Genomic DNA, 24,316 nt, shown 5'->3' with positions numbered 1-24,316 from the left:
CCCTCGTCACGGCTTGGAAGCGTCCGTGGCGGCAGCTGGTTTGATGGTGTTGGACTTGACGGAAAGGGCGCGGCCCATGCTGGCCAGCGTCTCCTGGATCACGCGCGGGCGTGACCGGTAGGAGAGTGCGAACAGTGCGATCAGCGCGACCAGATAGGGCACGGCGAGCACGAGGTAGGACGAGATGCCGAGCGTCTGCAGGCGCAGCGCCAGCGCGTCCGAGAAGCCGAACAGCAGGCAGCCGATCAGGATCTTGAGCGGATCGCCGTTCGAGAAGATCAGGATCGCGACGGCCATGAAGCCACGGCCGGACGACATATTCTCGGTGAACATCGTCGTGTAGCCGAGCGACAGATGCGCGCCGGCGAGGCCCGCCAGCAGGCCGCAGAGGAGCGACGACACGTAGCGGATGCGGACGATCGAGATACCAAGCGCCTCGGCTGCTTCCGGCTTCTCGCCGACGACACGGATATAGAGGCCGAGCCGCGAGCGGTTGTAGAAGAGGATCAGGACGGGCACGAGGATGAAGGCGAGATAGACCAGCGGCGTGTAGCCGGAGATCATCTGGCCGAACCAGCCGAGATCCTTGACATTCGGCAGCTTCAACGGCGGCAGGCCGACGAGGCCGTGGCCGAAGATCGAGCCGCGCGTGCCGAAGATCGCCTTCATCAGCGAGATGGTCATGCCACCCGCTAGGATGTTGAGCGCCAGGCCGACGACGACCTCGTTCGCCTTGAAGGTGACGACGAGCAACGCGAAGATCAGCGCCAGCGTCAGCGCGGCGGCGACGCCGCAGAGCACGCCGAGCCAGGGCGAACCGGTGGCGATCGTGCCGATCACGGCGAAGAACGCGCCGACCAGCATCTGGCCTTCGAGGCCGATGTTGAAGATGCCGGCCTTGGTGGTGAAGGAGCCGCCCAGCGCGACGAGCAGGATCGGCGCGGTCGTGCGGATCGTCGCGATGACGAGCGTAACGTTGAGGAGACGTTCTAGAACTTCCATCGACGCTCTCCCGCGGTCGAATCCGATGCCTTGCGGCGAATGGTGATCTGGGCCGAGACGGCGAGAATGATCAGCGCCTGGATGACGGTGATGATTTCGCGCGAGGCGGAGGTGTCGACTTCCAGAAGCAGCGAACCGCTCCTGAGCGCGCCGAAGAACAGCGCCGTGAAGATGGTGCCGATCGGGTTGCCGTTGGCGAGCAGCGCGGCGATGACGCCGTCAAAGCCGAAGCCGGGCGCGAAGCCTTCCATGAAGCGATGGTGCACGCCGAGCGCCTCGACGCCGCCGGCCAGGCCGCCGACCGCGCCGGAAGCGATCAGCACCAGGAAGGTCTGCTTCTTGATGTCGATGCCGCCATATTCGGCGAATTTCGGGTTGGCGCCCATCTCGCTGACGGCATAGCCGCGCGCGGTCCGGGTGAAGAAGAGGTACACGCCGATCGCGAGCACGAGGCCGATGATCAAGCCCCAGTTCAGCCGCGAGAACGAGAACAGCTCCGGCAGGTAGGCGCTCTCCAGGATCGGCGGCGTCTCGGACTGGCCGCCGGGGCGCTTGAAGATGTTGATCGTCAGATAGGAGGTGAACAGGATCGCGACATAGTTGGCGAGAATGGTCGAGACCACCTCGTTGGTCTTGTAGCGCGCCCGGAAGAAGGCGGGGATCGCGATCCAGGCCATGCCGGCGAAGATGGCGACGGCCATGGCGAAGAGCAGATGCAGCACCGGCGGCAGGTTGAACGAGAAGCCGACCCAGGTCGCCCAGAAGCCGCCCATGAAGAGCTGGCCTTCGATGCCGATGTTGAACAGGCCGCCGCGGAACGAGATGCAGGCGGCGATGCCGCAGATCAGGATCGGCGTCGTCTGCAAGAGCGTGCCGGCGATCCGCTCGGGGCTGCCGAAGGCGCCGTTCAGCAGGGTGACGAAGACGCGGACCGGGCTCTCATCGACCGTCAGGATGACAAGGGCGCCCAGTCCGAGCGCGAAGAGGATGGCCAGGCTCTGGCCGAAAAGACTGTCGAAGCGGTCCGACATCAAGCGGCCCCCACGGTTTTGGAACGAGGCTCCGGAACGACGCCGGCCATCAGCATGCCGATCTCTTCCTCGTCGACGCGGTCACCGGGGATTTCGCCCATGATGGTGCCGCCGAACATGACGAGGATGCGATCGGCGAGCGCGATCAGTTCGTCCAGCTGGACGGAGATCAGCAGGATCGCCTTGCCCGCCTCGCGCTGGCGCATGATCTCGCTGTGGATCGATTCCTGCGCGCCGATGTCGACGCCGCGCGTCGGCTGGTCGATCAGCAGGCAATCGGCGCTGCCGGTGAATTCACGGGCGAGCACGATCTTCTGGATGTTGCCGCCCGACAGGCTCTTCGCCGTCGATTCCGGTCCGCGGGCGCGGATGTCGAAGCGCTTGATCAGCGCCTTCGTCTCCTGCTGCAGATAGTTCTGATCGATGATGCCGTGGCGCGACCAGGGGCTCTGGTCCTGCCGCCCCATCAACAGGTTGAGCGCGATCGAAGCATTGCGGTCGACGCCGCGCACCAGCCGGTCGCCCGGAACATGGCCGACGCCGGCGGCGCGGATGTCGCGCGCCGAGCGGCCGGTGATGTCCCGCCCGGCAAGCCGGAACTTGCCGTGGCTCGACGGTCGAAGGCCGGAAAGTACCTCGGCGAGCTCGGTCTGGCCGTTGCCGGCGACGCCGGCGATGCCGACGATCTCGCCGGCGCGGACGTTGAAGGAAACGCCGCGCAGGGCCTGCAGCTGGCGCTCGTCGCGGCACCACAGGTCCTCGACCTCGAGCACCGTCTTGCCGAGGCTCGGCGAACGCGGCAGGCGATCAAAGGAAACCAGGCGCCCGACCATCAGCTGGACGAGATCGGACTTGGTCAGCTCGGCTGTCGGCTTCGAGGCGACGTTCTTGCCGAGGCGCAGCACCGAGACGGTATCGGAAACCTCCATCACCTCTTCCAGGTGATGCGAGATGAAGATGACGGTCATGCCCTGGGCGACGAACCCGCGGAGCGTCTGGAACAGCTCGCGGCTTTCCTGCGGCGTCAGCACGGCGGTCGGCTCGTCGAGGATGATGGTCCGCGCGCCGCGCACCAGCACCTTCAAGATCTCGATGCGCTGCTCGATGCCGACCGAGAGCAGCCCGACGCGCTCGTTCGGATCGACCTGCAGGCCGAACTGCTTCGAAAGCTCGGCGGTCTTCTTGATCTGGGCCGCGTGGTCGATCAGGCCACCCTTGCGGATCTCCATGCCGAGGAAGACGTTCTCCGCCACCGTCAGCGACGGCACCAGCTTGAAGTGCTGATGGACCATGCCGATGCCGGCGGCGATCGCCGCGGCCGGGTTGGGAAGCGACTTCTTCTCGCCATCGATCCAGATTTCGCCCTCGTCCGGCTGCAACAGGCCGAACAGGACGTTCATCAAGGTGGTCTTGCCGGCTCCGTTCTCACCGATGATCGCGTGGATCTTGCCGCGTTCGACGGCGAGGTTCACGTCTTCATTCGCGACGAAGGCGCCGAACCGCTTGGTGATGGATTTCAGTTCGATGGCAAGTGTCATCAGTTTTGTCCCCTGGGAGAGACCCGCGCAAGGATGCGCCGGCCGCGCCCAATCCCGGATACGCGCCTGCGCACAGACCTACTGTCTGCACGCAGGCACGGAACGAGTGTAGACGACCGGCCAGCCCGCCGCGCCCGCCCTAGGGGCAGAGGTGGGTGGCCGGCCGGTTCAAGCCGAAGCTCTCTACTGGGTGGTCGTGGCGACCTTGATCTTGCCCGAAGCGATGTCGGCCTTGAGGCCTTCGAGCTTCTCCTTGACGTCGGCCGGGATCTTGTCCGCGACGTCAGGGCAGAGCAGCAGTTCGACGCCGCCGGACTTCACGTTCGCCGTGTGAACGCTGCCGGGCTCGAGCGTCTTGCCGTCGACGACGTCCTTGACCAGGTCATAGACGGCGACGTTGGCGTTCTTCAGCATCGAGGCCATCACGTGGCCCGGCGCGACGTTGCACTGGTTGACGTCGACGCCGATCGAGTACTTGCCGGCGGCGGCGCTCGCCTGCAGCACGCCCTCGCCCGTCGGGCCGGCGACGTTGTAGACGATGTCAGAACCCTGGCCGTAGAGGGCCATGGTCAGCTCGCTGCCCTTGGCCGGATCGTCGAAGGTGCCGGCGAAGACGGCGTCGAGGCGCACGTCGGGAGCGGCGGTCTTGGCGCCCTGCTCGTAGCCGACGAGGAAGTCGCGGATGACCGGGATGTCGCGGCCGCCGACGAAGCCGACAGCCTTGCCGTCGCCGAGACCGTCGATCTCGCTGCCCTTCTCCGCCATCATCGAGGCCAGCGCGCCGGCCAGGAACGAGCCCTCATTCTGGGCGAAGTTGGCATAGACGATGTGCTTGGAATCGAGCACGCCGTCGATGAAGACGAACTTCGTGTTCGGATAGGCGGCGGCGGTCTTCTGCAGCGCGTCGACCAGCTCCCAGCCCATGACGAAGACGATGTCGTACTCGCCGCCCTTGGCGAGATTGTTGAACTGCTCCTCGTAGTCGAGGGCGCGGTTGCCGGTGTCGACCAGCTTGACCTTCACGCCGAGATCCTTCTCGGCCTTCTTCAGGCCCTCGACGATGGCAACGCCAAAGCCCTGGGAGAAGTAGCCGGAGATCGCCGCGACGGAGACGTCCTTAGCAAGCGCGGCCTGGCTGGCGAGCGCGATGACGGAAGCGCCACACAGCGCGACGAGACGACGAGACCAACGAGACATGATTGAATCCAACCTCTGGAGCTTGATGAGAAGCTTTCGCTATCGCTGCCCTCTCCGACATTGTCGAGCCGACCAGATCGCGTTCCCTGCACCTGATCGCCAATATCATTGGTGGCCCTATGAGATTGAAGGGAAAGTTCGGCGGCTGTCAATGCGCAAGAGCGCAGGAAAATCGGGAGAAAACTTTGCGGGCTTTGGACATGACGGCCAAATGATTGGAATCGCAAAGGGTCGCCCGATTTTGGAGGACCACCAACAATCTCATACAGAACAACGGGCGACGAACCTCTCCGAGGCGGGACGCCCGCGCCGGCGCGATGCGCGCCAAGCTTGCCGTATGGGACCGCAACTATCCACAATATTGAAGTACCCGCTTCGCTGGGGAAGCCCGCGCCCCGCCCGCAGGCCCGGCGGACTCAGTCGGCGCGGAGCTGCGCGATCGCTGTCTGCAGGGGTTTCAGCGACGGCTGGATGATCCCTTCGCTCGGCGACGCCAGCTCCAGAATCATGAAGATCCCCCCCGCCACGGCGACGGAACAGAGGAACAGCGCCGCCAGCGCGGTGGCGTTGCGGGGCGCGAACAGCCCGAAGCTCGCAAACAGGATCGCGAGCCAGAAGATCAGCAAGATGAGGAAGGGCCCCGGCACGGCGCTGCTGTTCTTTTCCAGCAGGACCCAGCGCGCATCCGAAATCGCCTCGACGAACCGCAGCGCCTGGGCCTGGATGATCCGCTCGCGATCATCGACGGGCTTGAGGTTGGTGATCTGGTCGCTGACCGTCTCCAGCACTCTCATCGTTTCGAGCCCGAGAGCCTCGCGCCGGTCTCTCGACAGCTCGCCGACCTTCGCCGTCGCATATTCGTGGATCGTCGAACGGATCGCGTCGGCGCCGGGGCCATAGCGCACCAGGGAACGATCGAGACGGAGAATGTCGACCGCGAGATCGCCGATCGCATTGGTCCGCGCCATGAAGGAGCTGTTGGCCGTGGAGATGAGCAGGCTGATGACGAGGGCGGATAGCGTGCCGACGACGGCCATCGAGACGGACACGGCCGTGCGGGTATCGCTGCCGAGGTGCTGCTCGGGTAGCCGCTTGGACATCAACACGCCGAGGAGCACGCCGCCGAAGATGGCGACGAAGGCGAGCACGCCGATCCACACCGAATTGAAATTTGGTCCGAATATCATCCGAAGCCCCTAGCAGGAGGACCAGCCTTCAACGCCCCGGCGCGGCGGCCGCATGGTTTCGCCAGGCCGAGGGCGTCCATCCCGACCAGCGCTTGAACGCCCGCGTGAAGGCCGCGCCGTCGCAGAAATCCAGCGCCGACGAGATCTCCCCGGCCGTCAGCGACGTCAGGGAGAGAAGCTGGCGCGCGATCTCGAAACGCACCTCGTCGACCAGGGCGCTGTAGGTCGTGCGCTCCTCGGCGAGCCGGCGACGCAGGGCGCGCGGGTGCAGCTCCAGCCGGCGGGCGGCCGCCTCAATCGAGCAGTTCTCCTTGAGCAGCATGGAGCGCAGATAACCCCGGAGGCTGTCGCTCAGGCTCACCGGCGCTTCCGCCTCCATCTCGGCGATCCGGTGCTCCAGGATCCGCCGCATCACGGGGTCCGCCCCCTCGACCGGGCTGCGGAGCCAGTGCGCGGAGAAGACGATCGTCGGCGCCTCCTGATTGAAGCGGAGGTTCGGCCCGAGGTGCTGGCGGAAGGGCCCGAGCTCGCTGGGAACGCGGCGCTGCAGCAGCACCTCCACCGGCTGCCAGCCGGGGCCGCAAAGCGCGCGCAGGAGATTGCAGGCGACAGCCACCGCGCCGTCGGCGATCTGGTCGGCATGCGCCGCGAGCGGCAGCTGGAAGCCGAGCATGGCGACATCGCTGCGGAGGCCGAGATGGAGCTCCGCGCCCTGGCCATGGTGGCGGAAATGACGGACGAGACTGTCGAGCGCCGCGCCGACCGTCGGCGAATGCAGGGTGAGGCAGCCGACGGCGCCGAGCGCGGACGGTCCGCAGGCGCGCCCCATCAGCAGGCCGAAATGCTCGCATTGCGTCGCTTCGAGGCACAGCCCCAGCAGGGCGTCGAGCGCCCTGAGCGGAACCAGCGCGTCGGGATCGTCGAACAGGAGCAAGTCCAGCCCGGCGCCTGCGAGAACGGCCGCCGGATCGAGCCCGTATTCGCGCAGCAGGCGGGGGATCGCCGTCGCCATGCCGAGCCGGACCAGGATCTGCGGACCGGCGGCCTCTCCCTCGCTCCGACGTCGCGCCGCGCCGGAACGAGCGCCGACGTCGTCGGACGCGGTCGTCCAGGCGCATTCCCCGTTTGGCTCAGAATTCGCCATGGCGCACCGAAATATGGGCTTCCATGCAACGCTAGCATGAAATCCGGCGCGCCTTCATCTGACTTTCCGCTGCGGCACATCTTTTGTCCTCGAAAGACAAGATCATGTCCCCCGCGAACAAGCAGCCATCGCGGTTTCGTGAATCAATTCCCTTCCAGCCCGCGATCTGCTTCGCCCGTCCGGGCCGCCGCGGCGGATCGCAGGCAGGAGCATCAACCGGACAGCATCCTGGACGAGGGGACCATGAACCTGCTCCGCCTTTCTGCCCCGCTCCTGCTGGCGGCGACGATGTCGCCTGCCCTCGCCGCGGACATCACGCCGACGCCCGTCGAGCCCGTGGCGCCCGTACAGGACTGGCGCTTCCAGGCCACCCTCTATGGCTGGGCCGCGGGTGTCTCCGGCGATGTCGGCGTGCGCGGACTGCCGCCCCAGGACATCGACGTCACCGCCTGGGACGCGCTCCAGCATCTCAAGGGCGCGGTGATGGGATCCTTCGGGGCGGAATATGGCGACTGGCTGTTCCTGACCGACCTGATGTGGGTCAAGATCGGCGACGACGCGCAGGTCGGCCGCAATGGCGGCTCGCTCGACTTCGTCCAGAAGCAGCTGACCGCCTCGGCCCTGGTGGGCTACCGGCTGCCGCTCGACATCCAGAACCTCGATCTGAGCGCGACGGCCGGCTTTCGATACCAGCGCCTGAACGTGTCGCTCGATCTCGACGCGGCCGATCCCCGGTTTTCCTTCGACGTCGAGGGAACCAAGCAGTGGATCGACCCGACGATCGGCCTCAGCCTGCATTACGACATCAACGAACGCTGGTTCATCAACGCGCTCGCCGACGTCGGCGGCTTCAGCGTCGGCTCCAACTTCACGTCGCAGGGCTTCGCCACGATCGGCTACAACTGGACCAAGACGATTTCGACCGCGATCGGCTATCGCGTCATCTACACGGACTATGAGAAGGACGGCTTCGTCTTCGACACGACCGAACAGGGCGTCTTCACCAGCGTCGGCTTCCATTTCTAGACTATTTTGTTTGGTCGCGTTTCCTTGACGCGAACCGGTATCCACTTCGCTTGAAATCGCTCTAGCGGAATGAACTTTCGTTCATCAGGAAAGGGGATGCTCATGTCGTTCGCAACCACCCGGAAGACCCGGATCGCCCTCCGCTCGCCGGGGCTCGCCGCCGGCCTGGCGATGGCCGGCCTGCTCGCGATGGCCCCCGCCGCCATGGCGCAGTCCGCCACCAAGATCGGCACGCTGTCCTGCGACGTCTCGTCGGGGATCGGGATGTTCGTGGTCGAGAAGCAGACGATGACGTGTTCGTTCAAACCCCTGAAGAGCGATATCACCGGCGCCTACACCGGCAAGATCGAGACCTTCGGCGTCACGCTCGGCGCGGTCGAGAAGGGCCATCTCGTCTGGGGCGTCGTCGCGAAGATCAATGATGCGCCGGTGGTCGGTGCGCTGGCCGGGAAATATGTCGGCGCCAGCGCCGACGCCGCCTTCGGTCCCGGGCTCGGCGCCAACGTGCTGGTCGGCGGGTCGAACCAGGCCTTCGCGCTCCAGCCGATCTCCGTCGAGGGCGAGATCGGCGTCAACATCGCGGCCGGCGTCACCGAACTGACCCTGACCGCGGGCCCCTGATCCGGCACGACCGCTCCGCCACAGCGGCGAAACTGCAACGTCCGGCCGAAATATCGGGCGCGACACAACGTTCGACGCGTCGATGGGGACGTCGACGCCGGCCGCGCTTCACCACGTCTTCCGCACCGTGTAACACTGTCGTCAGAAGCGCCGGCTAGCTTGGGGCGTCGTGCTGGTCGGAATTGTGTGCGGGGGGCGTGTGTCGTCAGTGGTCTCTGTCCTTTCACGGACGATGCTCATCCTTGGATTGGCGATCGTGCTGGCGGCCTGCGCCTCGCGGCCGCAAGGCGTGCTGACGCCGGTCAAGGCCGATGCCGCCGCGGCGGACAAGGTCGATCTGCTCGTCGCCACCACCCGCGCCAGGTCGGATGCGCCCGGCGTCTATTTCAACGGCGAGCGCGGCTCCGATCTTTCGCTCAACAACATCGTCGTCTCGATCCCGGAACAGCGCCAGGTCGGCTCGATCCAGTGGCCGAGCCGCGTGCCCGGCGACCCCGCGCGCGATTTCGTCACCACCAAGGTGACGACGATGCAGCCGAGCGAGGCCAAGGACTGGTTCAAGCGCACCTCGGGCAAGAAGCGCCGCGTGCTGATCTTCGTGCACGGCTTCAACACCCAATATGCCGACAGCATCTTCCGCTTCGCCCAGATCGTCCACGACACCGACGCCAATGTGGCGCCGATCCTGTTCTCGTGGCCGTCGCGCGGCAACATCTTCGACTACAATTACGACCGCGAGAGCGCCAATTATTCGCGCAGCGAGCTCGCCACCGTGATCCGCGCCGCCGCCACCAGCCCGGCCGTCTCGGACGTCACCATCATGGCGCATTCGATGGGCGGCTGGCTCGCCGTCGAGGCGCTCCGGCAGATCGCGCTGCAGGACGGCCGCGTCCCGGCCAAGGTGTCGAACCTGATCCTCGCCTCGCCCGACCTCGACATCGACGTGTTCCGCAAGCAGGTCCTCGAGATGGGGCCGAAGCGGCCGCATATCACGCTGTTCGTCTCCACCAGCGACCGGGCGCTGCGGCTGTCCCGGCTGCTTTCGGGCCGCATGACCCGGCTCGGCGCCGTCGACATCACCCGCGAGCCGTATCTCTCGCAGATGGAAACGGCCACCGGCATCACCATCCTCGACCTGACCGCGCTGCAGAACGGCGATCGCCTCAACCACAGCAAGTTCGCCACCAGCCCGGAGGTGGTGCAGCTGATGGGCGACCGGCTGATCCAGGGGCAATCGGTGACCGATTCGAGCCTCGCCGGCACCAATTCGCTCGGCTCGACGACGCTCGGCGCCGGACAGGTGATCGGCTCCGCCGCCGGCGCCGTGCTGACCGCCCCGATCCTGATCTTCGAAAGCGCCGCCCGGAAGTAAGCGGCTGGTGGCTTGCCGGCAGGCCCTTCACCTCTCCCTGAGGGGACCTTCGCGCAACACCCCTTCCTCGCGCGGATCGGATCTTGCCACTCTCCGCCGTCATCCCGGCGAAGGCCGGGATCCAGACACACCGGCCTGTGGCCGATAGGCTGAGCCAGCTTGCTGGACCAAGCTTTCTTGGTCGGTGTTCATGGGCCCCGGCCTCCGCCGGGGCGACGGCGCGCTGCCCTTACAAAGGTTCCCTCAGCGGTGAAAAGACAGGCCTGACCACCGAGCCAAAGAAAAAGGGCCGCGGAAGACCGCGGCCCTTTTCTTTGATCGGCAATACCGATGCCGGATCAGGTCGTCGCGGGGGCCGGAGGCGCCGGAGTTGCTGCAACGGGTGCCGCCTCGCCTTCCCTGCCCCGGTAGAAGGTGACGTAGAGGGTGGGCAGGAACACCAGCGTCAGGAGCGTCGCGACCAGCAGGCCGCCCATGATGGCGAAAGCCATCGGGCCCCAGAAGATCGTCGCGGCGATCGGGATCATGCCGAGCACGGTCGAGATCGCCGTCAGCATGATCGGCCGGAAGCGCGACACCGTCGCCTCGACGACGGCGTCCCAGGTCGGCAGGCCGCGTCTGCGCTCCGCCTCGATCTGCTCGATCAGGATCACGGCGTTCTTCGCGATCAGGCCGAGCAGCGAGAGGATGCCGAGAATGGCGACGAAGCCGAGCGGCCGGTTGAACAGGAACAGCGCGCCGACGACGCCGATCAAGCCCATCGGCACGACGCAGAGGACGAGGAACAGCCTGCCGAAGCTCTGCAGCTGCGCCATCAGGAACGACACCATCAGGAACAGCATGATCGGCACGACGGCCATGACCGACTGGAGCGACTGGGCGCTCTCCTCGACGACGCCGCCGACGGCGATGCTGTAGCCGGAGGGCAAGGTCGCCTGCAGCGCGGCTACCTGCTCCGTCAGTTCGTCCACCACCGCCTCCGGCGAACCGCCGGCGCGAACGTCGGACTGCACCGTCAGCGTCGGCACGCGGTCGCGACGCCAGATCAGCGGGTATTCCTGGCCGAAGTCGAAGGTGGCGAACTGGCTGAGCGGCACGGTCCGTCCGTTCGGCAGCGGCACCTGCAACGTCTGCAGATTGGCGAGCGAAACACGCTGCTCGTCGGTCGCCCTGGCGATGACATCCACCAGATAGATGTCGTCGCGCACCTGGGTGACGGTCGTTCCCGTCACCACGGCATTCAGCGCGGAGGCGAGCGCCTGCGAGCTCAGGCCGAGAAGCCGCGCCTGGTCCTGGTCAATCTTGACGCGCACCATGCGCGCCGGCTCCATCCAGTCGAAATTGACGCGCTTGGTATCCGGGTTCGCCGAGACGACCTGGGCGAGACGCATCGCGATGTCGCGCACCTGGTCGACGTTCGGTCCGCTGACGCGATACTGGACCGGCCAGCCGACAGGCGGGCCGAGCTCGAGCGGCGCGACGCGCGAGACGGAATCCGGGAACTGCTCCGCCAGCTTGGTTTCGAGCCGTTCCTCGAGCCGCAATCGCGCATTGACGTCCTTGGCGATCACCACCGCCTGGGCGAAGAACTCGTTCGGCAGCTCGACGTTGAGCGGCAGGTAGAAGCGGATCGCGCCGCGACCGATATAGGTGCTCCAGCGCTCGACGTCGGGATCGTCCCGCATGATGGCGTCGAAGCGGGCGGAGACGTCGCCGCTCTGGTAGATCGACGCGTTCTGCGGCAGGCGCAGGTCGACCATCAGCTCCGTCCGGTCCGAGGCCGGGAAGAACTGTTGCGGAACATGCGGCAAGAGCAGCAGCGCGCCGATGAAGGCGGCGACCGTCAGGCCGATGGTGACCCAGCGCATCCGCATCGCGGTCAGCAGGATCGTCCGGAACACCCGCACGATGACGCTGACCTTGTTCGGATCCGGTTTCTGCTTCGGCGCCTTCAGGAGCACCGCACCGATCAGCGGCGAGAAGATCACCGCGCCGAGCCACGACACCACCAGCGCGATGCTGACGACGGCGAAGATCGAGAAGGTGTATTCGCCGGCCGACGAGCGGGCGAAGCCGATCGGCACGAAGCCGGCGGCCGTGACCAGCGTTCCCGTCAGCATGGCGAGCGCCAGCGTCTTGAACGTGTTCGCCGCCGCGTCTTCCTTGGTTTCTCCCGCGGCCAACCTCGATGTCATCGAATCGACCGTCGTCATCGCATCGTCGACCAGCAGGCTGAGCGCGATGATCAGCGCGCCGAGCGAGATGCGCTGCAAATCGATGCCGACGACGTTCATCACGGCGAAGACCATGGCGAGCGAGATCGGGATGGCGAGCGCCACCACGGTGCCGGCGCGGATGCCGAGGCTGACGAAGCTCACCACCGCGATGATGGCGATCGCCTGCCAGAGCGAGGTGGTGAAATCGCCGATCGCCTCGTCGACGACGACGGCCTGGTCGGCCACCAGCGTCGGCTCGATGCCGAGCGGCAGGTCGGCGGTGATCTCCGCCATGGCTTTGCGGACGTTCTCGCCGAGCGCGAGGATGTCGCCGCCCTCGCGCATGGCGATGCCGAGGCCGATCGCCGGCTTGCCGTCGACGCGGAACTGCGGCTGCGGCGGGCTGGCATAGCCGCGATGGATCTCGGCGATGTCGCGCAGGCGGACCAGCCGGCCATTGGTGACGACATTGAGATCGAGCAGGTCCTGCTCGCTGGCGAAGGCGCCGGAAACGCGCAGCGAAATGCGCTCCTCGCCCGTCTCGAGCACGCCGGCCGGGCTGACGATGTTCTGCGCGCGCAGCGCGTTCAAGAGCGCCGAGCGGTCGATCCCCATGCCGGCGAGCTGCTTGGTCGAGAACTCGACATAGATCTTCTCGTCCTGCGCGCCGATGATCTCGATCTGCGAGACATCCGGCACCTGCAGCAGGCGCGAGCGCGCCGCCTCGACATAGTCGCGCAGGTCGCGATGGGTGAAGCCGTCGGCGGTGAAGCCGTAGATGATGCCGAAGGTGTCGCCGAAGCTATCGTTGAAGAAGGGCCCAAGGACCCCGCTCGGCAGCGTCTGGCGGATATCGCCGATGCCCTTGCGGACCTCGTACCAGACATCCGGCACCTCGGCCGAGGTCACTTCCTGGCGCAAATTGACGAACAGCGTCGTGCTGCCGGCGCTGGTCGAGGATCGGACGTCGTCGACCTCCGGGATCTCCTGGATCTTGCGCTCGAGCCGCTCGGTGAGCTGGTTGAGCGTGTCCTCGATCGTCGCGCCCGGCCAGACGGCGTGCACGACCATCGTCTTGATGGTGATCGGCGGATCTTCGTTCCGGCCGAGGTTGATGAAGGAGGCGATGCCCGCCACCATCACCGCGATCATCCAGTAGACGACGAAGGAGCGATGGTTGAGCGACCAGGCAGAGAGGTTGAAGCCGCTCATTGCGTGGCACCGAGCAGACGGACCTTCTGGCCCGGATGAAGCGCCTGGACACCGGCGGTGACGACGATCTCACCCGTGTCGAGCCCCTGCGACACGACCACCGTCGCCGGATCGTGCCGGACGATCTCGACATTGCGGAGCGAGACGGTCGAGGCGGCGGGATCGACGATCCAGACGGCCGGGTTCTGCTCGGCGGTGGTCAGCGCGGATGCCGGAATGGCGATCACCGGCACCGTGTCCGTCACCATCGTGCCGGTCACCGTCGAACCCAGGCGGAGCGCCTCCGGCGGATTGTCGAGACCGACGCGGACGGGGAAGTTGCGCGTCTGGGCATCGGCCTGCGGCGCGACCTCGCGGACGCGGCCGACCGCGTTCACGGACGGATCGTCGGTCAGGCGGACGGTGATCAGCGGATCGGTCGGCGCCGTGCGCAGCACCTGCGCCGGCACGTCGAAGACGGCGTCGCGGCCGCCCTCATGGGCGAGCTGGACGATCATCTGGCCGGCCTGCACCACTTCGCCCGGCTCGGCGCCGCGCGCGGTGATCGTGCCGGAGACATCGGCCTTCAGTTCCGTGAAGGCGACACGGTCATGCGCGATCTCGAGCTGCGCCTCGGCATCGTCGAGCTGCGCCTGCGCGGTGTTCCGTGCCTGCTGCGCCTGGTCGTAATTGGCGCGCGTGGTGAAGCCGTTGCGCAGCAGGTGCTCCTGCCGGTCATAGGCGTTGCGGGTCTGGGTCACCAGGCCCTGCGCGGCGGCGAGCGCCGCCTGGGCGGAACGGAGCGCATTCAGCTCGTTGACGGGATCGAGACGGGCGAGCACCTGGCCGGCCTCGACCCGGTCGCCGACATTGACGGGACGCTCGATCATGCGGCCGCCGATCCGGAACGCCATGCCCGCCTCGTTGCGGGACTGCACCTGGCCGGTCAGGACGACCGTCTCGCCGGCGGCTTCGCGCACGGCGGTCACCGTGCGGACGGGGCGCACTTCGGGAGCGGCCTCCTTGGTTTCCCGCTGGCAGGCCGCCAGAACGGGTGCAACAGCGAGGATGAACGCGACGGAACGCCAAAGACTGCCCGTGCTCTTCCGATGATCAGCCCGTTTCGTCACGAAAACCCCCAAACCTAAAATGCCCGGAAGTCGCTGGACGATACGGGACCGTTCCCGAGCGTCCTGCTTATTCCGGAACCCTTGCGCGACGCCGCGCAGCCCAACCCTGTGTGACGACAGCGCCTGACACAGTCAAGATTGCAACCCGACATCCATCCAACCTGCCGTCGCAACGGAACAACCGTGTCCCGGCGCGGCGGACCTTAGCGATTTGCCCGCGAACTGTGATGAGCGCCGCATCCCAGACCTGTGCGCGAAATCCCAAAGGGCCAGCAAAACCTCACGCTGCGAGACGACGCAGGATCGTCGCGAAATCGGTCGTCTGCGATCCGCGCAGACGCGGCGGCGGCGGGACGGACAAGCGGATCGTCCCGGCGACGCGCGCATCGCGCGGGCTGTAGCCGAACTCCTGCTTGAACCCGCGGCTGAAGCCCGACGCATCGCCGAAACCCACGCTCTCGGCGATGCGGACAATGGAGCTGGCATTGGCCGGATCGGAAAGGGCCGTATGGGCGGCGAGCATGCGCTGGCGATGAATATAGCGCGCGACACCGCCGAACGGCTCGAAGATCCGATAGAGCCTCGACCGCGACACGCCGAGATCGCGGGCGAGATGCTCCGGTCCGAAACGCATATTGCCGAGATTGGCCTGCACGATCTGGCGCGCCCGCTCCATCAGCGTGGCGACGATGGCGCCCTGCGCCACCTCGATCCGCTCGGCGCTGGGGCGGACGCAGGCGGCGATCATCGCCCGTGTCGCCTCGGCCACCTGCGGCAGATCCGCGACCGCGATATCCGGCAGCCGCTGCTCCAGGCTGATGAAATAATCGGCGAGAAGCGCGCCGATCCCGAGGTTCGGAACCTCGCTCGTGGCGCTGTCGATGCGGGTCAGCCGTTCGCCAAACAGTTCACGCGGGATATAGAGGCTGAGCACGTTGCTATCGCTCGCCGCGCCGTCGAAGGGCTCGCCGAGCGAACGGAAGAACAGGTGCCGGGATGCGCCGCCCGCACCGCGAGCGTTCCCCTGGACGACCACGAAACACCAGTGGTCGAGGGCATTTTTCCGGTGATGCTGCCAGACACGCTCGCGGCCGTCGCCCGGCAGGCTCGCCCGTGTCAGCGCGAAGCTGCCGATGTCCCAGGCGGTCTGCTCGGCCTCGAAGGCCTCGGTGCGCCCACCCCTTATGTCGAGATCGATCGCCGGCGCCATGAAGACCCGCCAGGCGTCGAACTGATCGCGGACGGGCAGCGAAGCTGTGCTGAAATGGGTCGGCTTGGCTCGCGTTTCCGCTGCCGTCTTCTGAACAGTCATGGTGGGGCCCCCGCCGCCTCCGCGTTCAAACCTTACGTCAGCCCCGAGGACTGCTTTTATCAATACGGACGGCAGGTGACAATTGATCTGGGTCAAGACTGGAATGGCTCGAAAGGGCGATGTCCCGGCGACGCGGGACCCGGGGCATTTTCGAAATCGCCAGGAATGGATCGGCCGTGTAGGTCTTGCGGAGGCGAGATTGATTCGGTTCACCCGCCCTGCGAGCGCCACCGAGCGCCCTCCGACGACCCAAGGCCCAGCGGCTAACAAGACAGGTATTGGCAAACGTGACGACCGTTGCAGTTCCAGGATTCCTCAGCCTGACGATCGCGATCGTCGTTTTCTTCGTCGGCACGGGCCTCAATCACTGGATCGCGCCGCTGCGGCGCTGGAACATCCCGGAGGCGGTGACCGGCGGCCTGCTCGCGGCGCTTGCCACGCTGTGCGCCTACCGCTTCTTCGACACCACGATCTCGTTCGATCTCGGCGCCCGCGACCTGCTGCTGCTCTATTTCTTCACCGGTATCGGCCTCAACGCGCGGCTGGACGACCTGCTCGCGGGCGGCAAGCCCCTGCTCGTCCTGTTGCTGCTCACGCTCGTCTTCCTCGTCATCCAGAACCTGATCGCCGCCGGCAGCGTCGCCGTGCTCGGACTGCCGGAGGGGATCACGGTCCTGCTCGGATCGGCGTCTCTGATCGGCGGCCACGGCACGACGATCGCGTGGGCGCCGATGATCACGCAGAAATTCGGCCTGGTGAACGCCATGGAAGTCGGCATCGCGGCGGCGACGCTCGGCCTCGTGGTCGCGAGCCTCGTCGGCGGCCCGGTCGCGCGACTCCTGATCTCGCGCTACGGACTGAGCGGCCCGACGGGCGCGCGTCCGATGATCGGCCTGCCGAAGGACAAGGGCGCTACCGACGGCGACGACGTCAGCCATATCAGCCTGCTGCGGACCATCCTGGTCCTCAACGTCGCGGTGCTGCTGGGCTATGCGCTCGACGAGATCTTCACCGAGTTCGGCATCCGCCTGCCGCTCTTCGTCGCCTGCCTGCTGGTGGCGATCGTGCTGACCAACACCCTGCCCCGGCTGATGCCGGCCATGCACTGGCCGACTCGCACCCGCGCGCTGGCGCTCATTTCCGATCTGTCGCTGAACGTCTTCCTCGCCATGTCGCTGATGAGCATGCAGCTCTGGACGCTCGGCGGCCTCGGCCCGTCGCTGGTGCTCGTCCTCGGCCTCCAGACGATCGCCGCCGTGCTCTACATGCTGTTCGTCGTCTTCCCGGCCATGGGCCGCAATTACGAGGCGGCGGTTATTTCGTCCGGCTTCAGCGGCATCAGCCTCGGCGCGACGCCGACGGCGATCGCCAACATGACCGCCGTCACCAAGGTGCATGGCGCGGCGCCGATGGCCTTCATCATCCTGCCGCTGGTCTCGGCCTTCTTCATCGACATCGCCAACGCCATCGTCATCGGCTTCTTCGTCCGCTGACATTGGGCCGCCAATGGGCCGCCGATAGACGCCGCCTCCCGCTCAGGGCGACGGCGTCGCCGCGGGCTGCATCAGCGCTTCCACCCGTTCGATCAGATAGGGATAGAACGGGTTCGACGAGATCCGCATCAGCGTGTCGAGGCCGACGAGGAGCGTGCCCCGCTCGCCGCGCGAGGCAATGGCACCGAGATTGATGCCGAAATCGTCCGCCGGATCCGGATCCGTGCCGTAGAGGCCGTCATCGACCGGGAACGGCAGCGCCACATGCGACAGCGAATAGACGTCGTGCGGATAATCGAGCCCCAGCCGCGTCGTCTGCTCGGCGGTCTGGCCGGCCTCGACCGTGCGCGCCACCACCTCGCTCTCGTCAGCCGACGCATTGGCGATGACGGTCGTCCGGTAGCGCCGCTCGGCCGGCGGCAGGACGCGCGAAAGCACGGTGTCGGTCGACGCGTTCAGCAACGGCCCGAGCTTGGCATTGCGGTTGATGTCGAACAGCACCAGCTCGCTGCCATTGGCCGGCAGCTGGTCATAGAGCGCCGCGATGATCGCCTGCGTCGAGACGGTGAAATCGACGACCGACTGGAAGGTCAGCACCGGCGCGAGGCCGCCGAGCTTCCCCTCGCGCGCCAGACGGGCGATGCGCTCCTGCAGCGTCGACGACAGGAGATGCGACTGCCGGGCGGCGTTGACCGGGAATGAATTGTACTTGAACGGGTTGAATTCCGGCGGCCGGCCGAGCCATGCGGTCTTGGCGAAGGCGGGAAGAATGGCCGGAAGGCCGGCAAGCCCCGCGAAGCGCGCGAACCGCGTCACGCCGACCATCGGCGACAGCAGGACGAGCCGGTCGGGACGCGCCAGCGATGGGTCCTCGACGGCGTCGAGCGCATACATCAGCGCCAGCGCGCCACCATTCGAATAACCGACGAGATGCAGCGGCGCCTCGGCCCCGCTGAGCCGCTTGGCCTCGCGGACCGCGAGCCGGGTCGCCGCCATCCAGTCTTCCCAGTCGACGGCGGTCAGCCCGGCCGGGACTGTGCCGTGGCCAGGGAGGCGGATGAGGACGGCGACGAAGCCGCGATCGCGATAGCGCTCGGCGATGTGGCGGAGGCTGTAGGGCGAATCCGTCAGGCCGTGCAGCAGCACCACCGCGCCCACCGGCGCCCCCTCGGGCTGCAGGACGACGGAACGGTTCCAGTCCTGCTTGAAGCTTTCGGGGTTGACCCGGCTATCCGCGAAATAGCGGTTGGAAGCGACCTTCTGCTCGGCCGGGAGCTTGGCCGTCACCTCGTCGCGGATGTCGTCGAAGATCGCGTTTTCCGTCCGGGTGTAGTCCGGCCAGATCGCCTTCTCCATCTGCTTCGCCGTCATCTCGTGCGGCACATGGGTGTGCCAGAGCGCCAGCGGCAGGCCGCGCTGCGTCTCGTAGATGCGCGCCGCGAGCAGCGTCAGGAGGATGACGACGACGAGCGCGATCGCTCGCTTCAGGTTGCGCAGCAGCCAACGCATCGTGCGGATGTCTTCCCGGTTGGACGGACCGGCGGTGAAGTAGAGCCGATCGACGTCTCGTCTGATCCAGCCATCCATGCGCGACAAAGCGGTCCAGCGCAACCGTTGCGGACAGAGTTTTGAACGCGCGTCAGATGCCCCCGGAAACGAAAAGCCCGCCCTTGCGGGGCGGGCTCCATTTCGCTCGAAACGCGACTAGTAGTCGACGGCGTCGCGCGAGATCGGGCAGGTCATGCAATGGCCGCCGCCACGGCCGCGGCCGAGCTCGGCGCCGGTGATGGTGATGACCTCGATGCCTTCCTTGCGCAGCAGCGTGTTGGTGTAGGTGTTGCGGTCATAGGCGTAGACGACGCCGGGCGACGCGCAGACGAGGTTGGCGCCCGAATCCCACTGCGTGCGCTCGCGCATGTAGTCGTTGCCACCGGTCTCGACGACACGCATCTTCTTGAGGCCAAGCGCGTCGCGCACGGTCTCGACAAAGGTGCCCTTGTCCTTGTGCAGCTCCAGTCCGCCCTTGCCGTCCGGGCGGTAAGAGAAGGCACCGATACCGTTGACGATATCGGGATAGAGCAGCACGCAGTCGCGATCGGCGAAAGTGAAGACGGTGTCGAGATGCATGGCGGCACGCAGCTTCGGCATCGCCGCGACGATGACACGCTCCGCCGCCCCTTTCTCGAACAGGGCCTGCGCCACCTGGCTGATGGCCTGGCGCGAGGTGCGCTCGCTCATGCCGATCAGGACATTGCCCTTGCCGATCGGCATGACGTCGCCGCCCTCGAAGGTGGCAAGCCCGTGATCCTCGGTCGGATCGCCCCACCATACGTTCACCTTGCCGGCGAAGTCGGGATGGAACTTGTAGATCGAGGTGGTGAGGATCGTCTCTTCGTGCCGGGCCGGCCAGTAGAGCGGGTTCAGCGTGACGCCGCCATAGATCCAGCAACTGGTGTCGCGCGTGTAGAGCGTGTTCGGCAGCGGCGGCAGCAGATATTCGTTGACGCCGGCTGCCTCGCGCACGAGCTTCAGCATCTCGCCGCCATGCGTCTCGGGGAACTCCGCCGTCGACAGGCCGCCGATCAGCGTCTCGGCCAGCTCGCGGTTCGTGAGCCCCTCGAGATAGGAGCGCACTTCGTCGACGAGGCCGAGGCCGACCTGGTTCGGCACGACCTGGTTGTCGAGGATCCACTTCTTCGCTTCCGGGATCGCCACCGTCTCGGCGAGGAGATTGTGCATCTCCAGCACTTCGATGCCGCGGTCGCGCATCTTGGTGATGAAGTCGAAGTGGTCGCGCTTGGCGTTGTCGACCCAGAGCACGTCATCGAACAGCAGGTCGTCGCAATTGCTCGGCGTCAGGCGCTGATGCGCGCGACCGGGTGCACAGACCAGCACCTTGCGGAGCTGACCGACTTCGGAATGGACACCGAACTGGATTTCATTGGCCATGATGTGACTATCCTTCCATTCAAGGTGTGATCGTGCCGGTCAGCAGGCCGTAGGTCCCGATGAGGCCAGCGACCACCGTGACGGCGAAGACGACGAGTTCTGTCGGGGTGAAGAGGCGGGCATTCTGCTCGCGGCGGGCCCAGACGTAGAGAATGGTGCCCGGCACGAACAACACCGCCACGAGCAGCACGTATTTGAGCCCGGCGGCGACGAACATGACGAGCGTGTAGAAGACGGCGATCCAGGCAAAGATCTGGTCGCGGCGGCGCTCGCTCGGGGTGGATTCATAGCCCTTGCCGCTGCGGGCGAGCAGCACGCCGTAGCCCGCGACGAGCAGATAGGGCAGCAGCGCCGTCACGCTGGTCATGTCGAGCATGAAGTTGAACGCATCCCGCGACCAGTAGGTCGAGATGATGAACAGCGACACGACGATATTGGTCAGCCACAGCGCGTTGGCAGGGACCCGGTTGCCGTTCTGCGCGGCGAAGAGCTTCGGCATGTCCTGCGACTTGGCGGCGGCGAACAGAACCTCCGCGCAAATCAGAGACCAAGCCAGATAGGCGCCAAGCACCGAGATCAGCACGCCGATCGAGATGAACACCGCGCCCCAATGGCCGACCACCACTTCGAGCACGCCGGCCAGCGAGGGATTGCTGACGCCCGCGATCGTCGCGCGGGGCATGTTGGCATAGGGCAGCAGCGTAATGGCGACCATCAGGCCGGTCACGCCGACAAAGCCGAGGATCGTCGCGCTGCCGACGTCCGAGCGCTTCTTGGCGAAGCGTGAATAGACACTCGCGCCTTCGATGCCGAGGAAGACGAACACGGTGATCAGCATCGTGTCGCGCACCTGCGCAACCAGCGTCTTCTCCGGCATGCCGATGCCGCCGAAGAAGTTCTCCGAGAACTGCGCGTAGTTGAAGAAGAAGACCATTGCGAGAACAGCCACGAGGATGGGCACGATCTTCGCGATGGTGACGATGGTGTTGACGAAGGCCGCCTGCTCGACGCCGCGGAGGATCATGAAGTGGAACAGCCACACGCCGGCCAGCGAGACGATGATGGCGGTGGGTGCGCTGCCGTCGCCGAAGATTTCCGGGAAGAAGCGACCGAGGGTGGAGCCGATCAGCACCCAGTAGAAGACGTTGCCGAGGCAGCTGCCGAGCCAGTAGCCGAAGGCCGACAGGAAGCCCATATAGTCGCCGAAGCCGGCCTTCGCATAGGCGAACACGCCGGAATCGATGTCGGGGCGCTTTTCGGCCAGCGCCTGGAACACCCGGGCCAGCATGTACATGCCGGTTCCGGCGATCAGCCAGGCGATGATGGCGCCAAACGGCCCGGTGGCCGAACCAAACCGCCCCGGCAGATTGAAGATACCCGCCCCGACCATCGAGCCGACGACCATCGCGGTCAACGCCCCGAGAGACAGCTTCCCCGTCGTCGCCGATGCCATATCATTTCCCCCCAGAATGCAGCAGGCTAGGAATTCTTATGCCCTCTTCCCGCGAGGGAGGCATGAGCAAGGTGTCCCAAGTCTAGTCAAATCGTACCATTGTGCCGGAAGCTTCCTCTTCCACTCGGTCATGCCCGCACACTCTCCCCCGACAACGCGGGCCTGAGGCCAATACTGCCGAAGCCGTGAAAGAACTTGATCGGCCTAGATGGCCGGGGCGATCCCTGGCCCCAGAACGCCCAGTTCGCGAAGCGTCGCAACGACCAGCTGCGTCCCTCCATTGGCGAGGAGCGTTACGGCGATCGCCGTCAGAAGGATGCCTGCCACACGCGAGAGGATGATCCGCATCCGCGGCGAAACGCGGCGGTGAAGATGGCCGGCGGCGTAGAGGGTGACGCTGGTGACGACCGCATAGGCAAGGCCAGCGACGGTGAAGCGCAACTCGTCCGCCACGCCGTTGCCCCGCGACGCGAAGGCGACGATCAGGCCGAAAGTGGTGCCGCCGACGGTCAGCGGAAACGTCAGCGGCGTGAACAGGACTGACCGCCAGTTCTCCACGGTCCCGGACGCATCCGGCATGGCGGCGGCGGCTTGCTCCGGCACAACCTCGTCAATCCCGCGCATCATCGGAATGCCAGCGTAGAGAAGTGCGATGCCGCCCGTCATCGACAGCGCCGCCGTGCTGATGCCGAGCAGGCGCAGCAGCGGCTCGCCGATCCAGATCGCCGCGAGCACGAAGATCGCCACATTGCGAAACAGGCCGAGGGCCAGCCGGAGCTGGTCCTTCTGGCTGTAGGGGCCGACCACCGGCAAATAGGACGAAAGCGCCGCCAGCGGGCTGTAGAGCGCGATCAGGGCCAGAAACATCAGCGCCGGATCGCTCACGAAAGTCTGCATGTCGCCTCCCCGAGCCGACAGAATCGGCAGCCCCTGCCGCGCATCTTCCGTTGCGCCCGCGCCGGCCGCAACTTTCTTTCGATAGGGGCCATCCGGCACAACCGGCCGCGCCCGCCCTTTGCGGAACCCTCGCTGTCCGGACGCCCGGTCATGGCGCGGGACTTGCTTGGGAGAACCCGGCAGCCGGAAATCCCGCCTTGTGTCCGGCTGCCGCATATCAGGCCTTGGAGCCCGCACGATGTTCGACCTCGTCCTGCGCAACGCCCGCCTGCCCGAGCAGGGCCGCGGCTCCTTCGACATCGGCGTCGTCGACGGCGTCATCGCGGCGATCGGCAGGGATCTCGGGCCCGCCCGGCGCAGCGAGACGGCCGGCGACCGGCTGGTGCTGCCCGGCTTCGTCGACAGCCACATCCATCTCGACAAATCCTGCATCCTTGACCGCTGCTCGGCTGATGGCGCGCTCGGCGAGGCGATCGCCGAAGTCTCGCGGCTGAAGCGGGACTTCAGCGAGGACGACGTCCATGCCCGCGCCGAACGGACGCTCGTGAAGGCGATCCTGCAGGGAACCATGCGGATCCGGACGCATGTCGAGATCGATCCGCGCATCGGGCTGCGCTCGTTCGAGGCACTCCGCCGGCTGAAGCGGGACTATGCCTGGGCGGTCGATCTCGAACTCTGCGTGTTTCCGCAGGAGGGGCTCTTCAACGATCCCGGCGCCGAGGCGCTCATCGTCGCCGCCTGCGAGTCAGGGGCCGACGCGATCGGCGGCTGTCCCTATACCGACACGGATCCCGAAGGCCATGTCGATCGCATCTTCGCCATCGCCCGGGAATTCGATCTCGACATCGATTTTCACCTCGATTTCGACCTCGACCCCGGCTGGATGCATCTCGACACCGTCATCGCGGCGACCGAGCGGAGCGGCTGGGGCGGGCGCGTCGCGGTCGGGCATGTGACCAAGCTTTCAGCAATTCCGCCGGCGACGCTGACCGCGATCGGGCAGAAACTCGCCGCCGCCGGCATCGCCGTCACCGTCCTGCCGGCGACGGATCTCTATCTGATGGGGCGAAAGCACGAGCACAGCGTGCCGCGCGGCGTGGCGCCGGCGCATCGCCTGGCCGAGCTCGGCGTCACCTGCTCGCTCGCGACCAACAATGTGCTGAACCCGTTCACCCCGTTCGGCGACGGTTCGCTGAACCGCATCGCCAACCTCTATGCCAATGTCGCCCAGCTCGGCCGCCGGGCGGACATGCTCTGCTGCCTCGACATGGTGACGGGATCAGCCGCGCGGCTGATGCGCTGCACCGATTACGGCATCGCGGTCGGCAACGCCGCCGACATGGTCGTGATGGACGCCACCGATCCGGCCCATGCCGTCGCCGAGATCGCCCAGCCCCTGATGGGCTTCAAGCGCGGCGTGAAGACCTTCGAGCGCGAGGCCGCCCGGCTGATCCGGCCGCAGGCGGCCTCGCCGCGTCGATCCGCCAAAACTCCGGTTGTCACGGAGGGCGTGGGAAACCATCGTTGACAAGGGAGAGCCGCTCCTGTCCGATCGGC

General features: G+C 66.4%; 18 protein-coding genes. 5 read left to right on the top strand and 13 right to left on the bottom strand.

Annotation, left to right across the window (positions count from 1 at the left end; translation table 11 throughout):
• Positions 1-6: 6 nt before the first annotated feature.
• From AC6HZP_RS04090 to AC6HZP_RS04065, 6 genes are all read right to left on the bottom strand, one after another.
• Positions 7-1,002, bottom strand: a complete 996-nt coding sequence (locus AC6HZP_RS04090) for an ABC transporter permease (protein WP_201402362.1) — start codon at positions 1,000-1,002, stop codon at positions 7-9.
• The gene (locus AC6HZP_RS04085; protein WP_201402361.1) at positions 990-2,033 is read right to left on the bottom strand and encodes an ABC transporter permease; all 1,044 of its coding nucleotides are present in this window, start codon (positions 2,031-2,033) and stop codon (positions 990-992) included. The genes AC6HZP_RS04090 and AC6HZP_RS04085 overlap by 13 nt, the downstream gene beginning before the upstream one ends.
• Positions 2,033-3,571, bottom strand: a complete 1,539-nt coding sequence (locus tag AC6HZP_RS04080) for an ABC transporter ATP-binding protein (RefSeq protein WP_201402360.1) — start codon at positions 3,569-3,571, stop codon at positions 2,033-2,035. The genes AC6HZP_RS04085 and AC6HZP_RS04080 overlap by 1 nt, the downstream gene beginning before the upstream one ends.
• Before the next feature lie 183 nt (positions 3,572-3,754).
• Positions 3,755-4,768, bottom strand: coding sequence for a BMP family lipoprotein (locus tag AC6HZP_RS04075; RefSeq protein WP_201402359.1), 1,014 nt, complete (start codon positions 4,766-4,768; stop codon positions 3,755-3,757).
• 416 nt (positions 4,769-5,184) lie between these two features.
• Positions 5,185-5,955 carry a bestrophin-like domain gene (locus tag AC6HZP_RS04070; RefSeq protein ID WP_497525500.1) on the bottom strand — a complete coding sequence of 257 codons (771 nt, stop codon included), beginning with the start codon at positions 5,953-5,955 and terminating at the stop codon, positions 5,185-5,187.
• A gap of 28 nt (positions 5,956-5,983) precedes the next feature.
• Positions 5,984-7,099 (bottom strand): AraC family transcriptional regulator, encoded by a 1,116-nt coding sequence (locus AC6HZP_RS04065; protein WP_497525499.1) that lies wholly within the window; start codon positions 7,097-7,099, stop codon positions 5,984-5,986.
• Between the two features lie 243 nt (positions 7,100-7,342).
• On the opposite strand from AC6HZP_RS04065, the gene AC6HZP_RS04060 reads away from it, so the two are divergent.
• The 3 genes from AC6HZP_RS04060 (at position 7,343) to AC6HZP_RS04050 (ending at position 10,118) form a co-directional block, all read left to right on the top strand.
• Complete coding sequence (locus AC6HZP_RS04060) at positions 7,343-8,125, top strand: hypothetical protein (RefSeq protein WP_244669775.1); 783 nt, start codon at positions 7,343-7,345, stop codon at positions 8,123-8,125.
• Positions 8,126-8,227: 102 nt separating this feature from the next.
• Complete coding sequence (locus tag AC6HZP_RS04055) at positions 8,228-8,746, top strand: DUF992 domain-containing protein (protein WP_497525498.1); 519 nt, start codon at positions 8,228-8,230, stop codon at positions 8,744-8,746.
• A 232-nt stretch (positions 8,747-8,978) separates the two neighbouring features.
• Positions 8,979-10,118 carry an alpha/beta hydrolase gene (locus tag AC6HZP_RS04050; RefSeq protein WP_244669773.1) on the top strand — a complete coding sequence of 380 codons (1,140 nt, stop codon included), beginning with the start codon at positions 8,979-8,981 and terminating at the stop codon, positions 10,116-10,118.
• A gap of 338 nt (positions 10,119-10,456) precedes the next feature.
• Here AC6HZP_RS04050 and AC6HZP_RS04045 read toward each other — a convergent pair whose 3' ends face one another.
• The 3 genes from AC6HZP_RS04045 to AC6HZP_RS04035 all read right to left on the bottom strand — a co-directional run bounded on the left by AC6HZP_RS04045 (position 10,457) and on the right by AC6HZP_RS04035 (position 15,967).
• Complete coding sequence (locus AC6HZP_RS04045) at positions 10,457-13,546, bottom strand: efflux RND transporter permease subunit (RefSeq protein WP_497525497.1); 3,090 nt, start codon at positions 13,544-13,546, stop codon at positions 10,457-10,459.
• Positions 13,543-14,655: an efflux RND transporter periplasmic adaptor subunit gene (locus AC6HZP_RS04040; protein WP_201402354.1), complete on the bottom strand. Its 1,113-nt coding sequence runs from the start codon at positions 14,653-14,655 to the stop codon at positions 13,543-13,545. Before AC6HZP_RS04040 ends, AC6HZP_RS04045 begins: the two co-directional genes overlap by 4 nt.
• Positions 14,656-14,935: 280 nt before the next feature.
• Positions 14,936-15,967 carry a helix-turn-helix domain-containing protein gene (locus tag AC6HZP_RS04035; protein WP_497525496.1) on the bottom strand — a complete coding sequence of 344 codons (1,032 nt, stop codon included), beginning with the start codon at positions 15,965-15,967 and terminating at the stop codon, positions 14,936-14,938.
• Positions 15,968-16,254: 287 nt separating this feature from the next.
• Here AC6HZP_RS04035 and gltS point away from each other — a divergent pair, with 287 nt between their 5' ends.
• Entirely contained in the window at positions 16,255-17,460 is a 1,206-nt protein-coding gene (gene gltS, locus AC6HZP_RS04030; RefSeq protein ID WP_497525495.1) for a sodium/glutamate symporter, read from the top strand.
• Between the two features lie 42 nt (positions 17,461-17,502).
• Here the strand turns inward: gltS and AC6HZP_RS04025 are convergent, their stop codons facing one another.
• From AC6HZP_RS04025 to AC6HZP_RS04010, 4 genes are all read right to left on the bottom strand, one after another.
• Entirely contained in the window at positions 17,503-18,969 is a 1,467-nt protein-coding gene (locus AC6HZP_RS04025; RefSeq protein WP_497526731.1) for an alpha/beta hydrolase, read from the bottom strand.
• Positions 18,970-19,164: 195 nt separating this feature from the next.
• A complete protein-coding gene (arcA, locus tag AC6HZP_RS04020) occupies positions 19,165-20,409 on the bottom strand; it encodes an arginine deiminase (protein WP_497525494.1) in 1,245 nt (414 codons plus the stop codon).
• Positions 20,410-20,428: 19 nt separating this feature from the next.
• Positions 20,429-21,862 (bottom strand): basic amino acid/polyamine antiporter, encoded by a 1,434-nt coding sequence (locus tag AC6HZP_RS04015; protein ID WP_497525493.1) that lies wholly within the window; start codon positions 21,860-21,862, stop codon positions 20,429-20,431.
• A 204-nt stretch (positions 21,863-22,066) separates the two neighbouring features.
• Complete coding sequence (locus AC6HZP_RS04010; RefSeq protein ID WP_497525492.1) at positions 22,067-22,759, bottom strand: MarC family protein; 693 nt, start codon at positions 22,757-22,759, stop codon at positions 22,067-22,069.
• 238 nt (positions 22,760-22,997) lie between these two features.
• On the opposite strand from AC6HZP_RS04010, the gene AC6HZP_RS04005 reads away from it, so the two are divergent.
• Positions 22,998-24,287: an amidohydrolase family protein gene (locus AC6HZP_RS04005; protein ID WP_497525491.1), complete on the top strand. Its 1,290-nt coding sequence runs from the start codon at positions 22,998-23,000 to the stop codon at positions 24,285-24,287.
• The last annotated feature ends 29 nt before the right edge of the window (positions 24,288-24,316 follow it).

The sequence above is a fragment of the Kaistia sp. SLG-1 genome, assembly GCF_059699055.1.
Note: the sequence above shows the minus strand (reverse complement) of the source record. Positions and strands in the feature narration are given on the sequence as shown.